Source organism: Bradyrhizobium sp. (genome assembly GCF_049581145.1).
In the GTDB taxonomy this organism is placed as follows: Bacteria; Pseudomonadota; Alphaproteobacteria; order Rhizobiales; family Xanthobacteraceae; genus Bradyrhizobium.
In genome coordinates, this window is record NZ_JBAURI010000776.1 from 1 (window position 1) to 5,162 (window position 5,162).

6 protein-coding genes are annotated in these 5,162 nt (G+C 63.5%); 4 read left to right on the plus strand and 2 right to left on the minus strand.

Annotated features, from left to right (window positions below; genetic code table 11):
* Positions 1–557 (minus strand): AAA family ATPase (locus WCB02_RS25660; protein ID WP_423962562.1); only part of this gene is annotated, 557 nt, incomplete at its 3' end.
* An 800-nt stretch (positions 558–1,357) separates the two neighbouring features.
* On the opposite strand from WCB02_RS25660, the gene WCB02_RS25665 reads away from it, so the two are divergent.
* From WCB02_RS25665 to WCB02_RS25675, 3 genes are read left to right on the plus strand one after another with little or no spacing between them, the layout of a single operon-like run.
* Positions 1,358–2,218: a xanthine dehydrogenase gene (locus WCB02_RS25665; RefSeq protein WP_423962563.1), complete on the plus strand. Its 861-nt coding sequence runs from the start codon at positions 1,358–1,360 to the stop codon at positions 2,216–2,218.
* Positions 2,219–2,232: 14 nt separating this feature from the next.
* Complete coding sequence (locus WCB02_RS25670; protein ID WP_423962564.1) at positions 2,233–2,787, plus strand: DUF2478 domain-containing protein; 555 nt, start codon at positions 2,233–2,235, stop codon at positions 2,785–2,787.
* 55 nt (positions 2,788–2,842) lie between these two features.
* A complete protein-coding gene (locus WCB02_RS25675) occupies positions 2,843–3,268 on the plus strand; it encodes a winged helix-turn-helix domain-containing protein (protein WP_423962565.1) in 426 nt (141 codons plus the stop codon).
* Here the strand turns inward: WCB02_RS25675 and WCB02_RS25680 are convergent.
* Entirely contained in the window at positions 3,177–3,659 is a 483-nt protein-coding gene (locus WCB02_RS25680) for a TOBE domain-containing protein (protein WP_423962567.1), read from the minus strand. The genes WCB02_RS25675 and WCB02_RS25680 overlap by 92 nt on opposite strands.
* A gap of 398 nt (positions 3,660–4,057) precedes the next feature.
* Here WCB02_RS25680 and WCB02_RS25685 point away from each other — a divergent pair, with 398 nt between their 5' ends.
* A complete protein-coding gene (locus WCB02_RS25685; RefSeq protein ID WP_423962566.1) occupies positions 4,058–4,876 on the plus strand; it encodes a group III truncated hemoglobin in 819 nt (272 codons plus the stop codon).
* Positions 4,877–5,162: the final 286 nt, after the last annotated feature.

Here is a 5,162-nt window from a genome sequence, read left to right on the forward strand (position 1 = left end):
TCGTTGCAGACCAGGCCGCCGAGACGCACGCCGCCGGAATTGGCGTATTTCAGAATGCCCTTGGAGATGTTGTTGGCGGCATACATCGCCATCATCTCACCCGACATCACGATGTAGATCTCCTGCGCTTTGTTCTCGCGGATCGGCATCGCAAATCCGCCGCAGACGACGTCGCCCAGCACGTCGTAGGACACGTAGTCGATGTCCTCATAAGCGCCGTTTTCTTCCAGGAAGTTGATCGAGGTGATGACGCCGCGGCCGGCGCAGCCGACGCCCGGCTCCGGACCGCCGGACTCCACGCAACGGATGTCGCGGTAGCCGACCTTCATGACGTCCTCGATTTCGAGGTCCTCGACGCTGCCGGCATTCGCAGCCAGACTCAGGATGGTGTCCTGCGCCTTGGCGTGCAGGATCAGGCGGGTCGAGTCCGCCTTGGGGTCGCAGCCGACGATCAGAATCCGGTGGCCCATCTCGGCCAGCGCCGCCAGTGTGTTCTGCGACGTGGTCGACTTGCCGATACCGCCCTTGCCGTAAAACGCTATTTGTCTAAGCTTCATGCCTGTCTCCTGCTTGCGCATCCACTTCGAGCAGACCGTCATAGCCGCTGCATGCCGAATTTCCTGGACGGTGAATGCCGCTCTTCGTCAAAGCAAGACCGATACCAGCCACGCGCCGTCGCGCTGCCGTGCTGTATTCTAAACTATACAATAGTGATCCGTCGCGCCGAACGCCGTCCGATTGGTGCGCACAAAGCGTCTGTCGCGCAGACACTTCTACGATCCTGGCTCGAGCATCATGATTGCTGTTGCTGGATGATCCCGCCGTGCCTTCGATCGCTCAGCGAACAGGTCGATCTTCCGACAATAGGCAGCCGCCAGCGTTATATTGACATCAATATATCGAATGCCGGTTGTCGAGAGTCCGACAAAGGCTACGATTACGCACTCGGTGCATTCTGTCAGCGCCGTCGTATCACGAACGATCTCGAGCTGCGCCGTCGCCCGCCTCCACGGGGACGACCGAACCGCACCATGATCGTCAATATCGCCCCGCGCGCATTCCGGGCGTGCGTGGCTCTCGTCGGACCATCGGGTCATCGCGCTGCTCGGGCTCGGCGAGACGGCTCAAGCGCGCACCCTCTGCCCCGATATCGTCTCGTCGGATGGTTTGTTGTATAAATGACAATACAGTATGGGCTGTTATATCCTCGACAATACAGCACGGTTTGAAGCACCGCGGCGGCGGCGCCGGAATCGCGCAGTTGGATAATTCCTTCGATCGCGGAATGACTTGCACCCGGTTCCCGGGATTGGCGCGATGCTTGCTAGTGGAACGCTTGGTAACATGAGGTTCAGCTATGACAGCCGCCATCACCTGGCATCCGCGCGCACCAAGGCCGTTCACCCTGGTGCTCGGAACGAACGAGATCGCGTCCGCTATCGCAACGAAACTCACCGGGGCGGCCTTCGCCGTCGTCATGAGCCACGACGTGTTTCCGCCGGTCATCCGCCGCGGCATGGCTTTCCACGACACATTGTTCGGCGAGTTCTGCGACCTCGAAGGCATCGCCGGAGAACGTGCCGATAGCATGGCCGAGATCGCCCGGATTCATGCCGAACCGCACAAGGTCGCGGTGACCGAATTGCACCTGACGGACATCATCGCCTCGCGTTCGCCCGCCGTCATCATCGATGCACGCATGCAGAAGCATCGCGTCACTCCGGACCTTCGCGGTGTCGCCCGCGTGACGGTCGGCGTGGGACCCAGGTTCGAGGTCGGCGTCAACTGCGACATCGCCATCGAGACGCATCCGGTCGACACTGGCAGCATCGTCTCGCAGGGCGCGACCCGGCTCGCGGACGGCAGGTCACGCGCGCTCGGCGACGCCGGTCGGGAGCGGTTCGTCTATTCCGACCGCGAAGGTATTTGGCATACGCCGGTCGACATCGGCACGCGCGTCTACAAGGGCTTCCAGCTCGGGTCGCTGGGCGGCCAGCCCGTCCTGTCGCCCATCGACGGCGTGCTCCGCGGCATTGCGCGCGATGGCTCGCGCGTACCGATCGACGTGAAACTGCTCGAGATCGATCCGCGCGGACGCCACGCCTGCTGGACCGGCATGGACGAGCGCGGGCGCGCCATCGGATCCAACGTCGTTGCAGCCGTCCAGCAGCTCATGCGGGCCGTTCGCGCCAATGTCCACGTCTCCGTCAACGTCTGAAGAGGAGTCTTCTCATGAGTCTTGTTCCGAGCCTCGACCCGAGCTTTGCCGAGATCGACACTTGCCAGATTGTCGCGCTTCAGGGCGCGCCATCCGCCGTCATCCAGACGCTGCTCGCGGACATCGCAGCAAGGCTGACCAAGCGCGGTCTGCGCGTGGTCGGCGTCGTCGAAAATTCCAACGACGGGCCGAACCCATGCAAATCCATGGGCCTCCGCAGCCTGCATGACGACCGCGTGTTCTCGATCTCGCAGAACCTTGGCCCCGGTTCGCAGGCCTGCAACCTGCATCCGGAAGGACTCGCTCTCGCCTGCGCCGCCGTCCAGGACTCGATCGCTCACGGCGCCGATGTCGCGATCCTCAGCAAGTTCGGCAAGCAGGAGGCGATCGGCGGCGGATTGATCGACGCGTTTGGCGCGGCTATCGCCGCCGGCGTTCCGATCATCACGTCCGTCTCGCCCGCGATGATGAACGAGTGGCGGCAATTTGCCGGAGAGTTCGCCGAATGCGTCACCGCCGATAAGGCGCAACAGGATTCATGGCTCGAGAGGTGGCCGCACCATGCGTGACAGGGACGCGCGCGCATGACATGATGGGATCACCCTTTGGCTGGATCGCATCTCCATGAAAGATGACGCAGCGCGTCTCGAATTGACGATCGACTTTGGCAATGGCGGCCGCTTGACCGCGGAGGATCTCCTGCTGATCGAGACCATTCGCGTTGAGCGCTCGATTCTCGGCGCAGCCAGGGCGACGGGGATTTCCTACCGCAAGTGCTGGCTCATGGTTGACGCTCTCAATCGGACCTTCGACACGCCCGTGTTCGAGACGCATCCGGGGCGGCGCGGCGGCGGTGCCGAAATCACCGCGTTCGGCGAGCGTCTGACCGCGCTCTACAAGTCGATGCTGCGGCGTGCGCGGACGGCGACGGCAGCAGCGCTAGGCGAGCTCGACGAGGCTACTGATCGGGATTATCGACGGCGGGCCACCGGCGTGGCCGAGGCAGCTCCGAAAGCTCAACCGCGCCGGCTCCGATCGCGACGCTCTTGATCATCGCCCAGGCCAATAGCCCCTCCTCCAGCGCCAGGCGCTCGACCGACTCCTTCGTCACCAGCGAATACAGGCAGACCGAGCCGAGATCGAACGTGACGCGGACATAGGGTAGATCGAGCGGCAAGATCTCCACGATGCGCCCCGGCAGCCGGTTGGTGATCGAGACATCCATCGGGCGCGACAGGGCAATGGACACGTCGCGCGCTTCGATCAAGACCGAAACACCGGCATCGACGGGAGCCTCGACCATCGGCACCCGTAATTCGCCGTCGCCGAAAAAAAGCGTCGAAAGCCCGTATTGCGCGTCGTGCCGCAGCACCCGCGCGGACAGCGTCGTGGTCAGGGTGGCGGGCTTGGCGCCCGCCGGTGAGGACTGCCCGCTGGTCATGTCGCCGATCGGAAGAAGCAACGTATCATAACGCGCAGTCTGCCGCATCGAACGTCTGTATGCAAACGAACAGGCCTGTTCGTAATCCGACAGGGCGGGGCCGGTTTTCCAGCTATTCCGCCACGAATATAGCTGGCATGCACCTTGCTCATCGATAGCCGACTTGGCGCTTAAGCTGTCTCGTGCGCAGATAGCCCAAGGGACATGAGATCTCGCGGCAGGCCAGCGCCGCGAATTCAGGACCTGTCTCAGATGGAATTTGAAGGCCCAAGGCTTGAAAACCTCTGCTTCGCCAAAAAGTCCAGGCCACGCACCGAAGGCGACGCACCGCATCCACAAGACGCGACGGCAGTTGATCGTTCGCCACGTTGCCGCGCCCGTTTGTAAAAGGAACAGCCATGACCACGCCAACCAATGCCGCCTCGGCCGCCGGGACGCCGCTCCCGCGCGCGCACGATAGCGAGCCCGAGCTTCGCGGCTTTCGTTTTGCTTCGACCCCGCTTCCACATGCGGCAGGCGTCTATGCGCTGACGCGCCGGATTGCCGATCTGATCTATCCGGTTCTGATCTCCGAGTCCGAAGATATCGCGGCCGACGCTGCCGCCGTCGAGGCGCGCGAGGCCGCCGCCATGAAAGTCATTGACGGCCAGCTCTGGATGGCGCGGCCGCAAGCCCGACAGCGCATGCAGATCGTGCGTGATCTGATAGGCGTCTACAATCCGCCACTCAATGTCGACCATCGAACCCGTCACGCGGCACCGGAGCTTGCCGCGCTCGTCCCCGATCGTGCCGAGAACGATCCGGCGCTGGCCCGGCCGACCGATCTCGCCGCGGACCTCTCCCTCAGCGAGGCCGACCTGGATCGTCTGGTCCGTCACTTCTACGCGCGCGCCACCAAGGATGAGCTGATCGGCCCTGTGTTCGGGCGGGCCGTCGCCGACTGGGAGCATCACTTCGAGACCATCCGGGGCTTCTGGTCGAAGACGCTGCTTGGCACGCAGCGCTATACCGGCAACCCGTTCTCGGCGCACATCAGCCTTGATCTTCGACCCGAGTTCTTCGACCGGTGGCTCGATCTCTTCCGCCTCACCGCGCGCGACGAATTGCCGCGAGCCGCAGCAGATCGCGCCATTGCCAAGGTCGAGCACATGAGCAGCTGCTTCCAGGCCGGCCTGTTCCTTCCGTCACCGAGAGAGCCCGCGCAAATTCCGGCCTAGCACTGGCCTGGCACCCTTGCAGCGGTTGACCGGCCGCTGCCGTTTCGAACCGAGCCAGAGCGGCCGCGCGTCATGAGTGACAGCCTGAAACGACTGATATGCCTGTTTTGGCGGTTCGGCAAATTGGACCGCCCGCTGCGTGCAGTTTGCGAGCGGACCAAGGCGCCGGCGACCGGCGCCTCCGGCGCGTCGCCGGCATCTTCGGATAGCACCGGCGCCGGCTTCGAAGAACTGCCCCCCGAATCGCCATGGGTCGAGCTTTCCCGCTCCTCATGGTTCTGAAGGC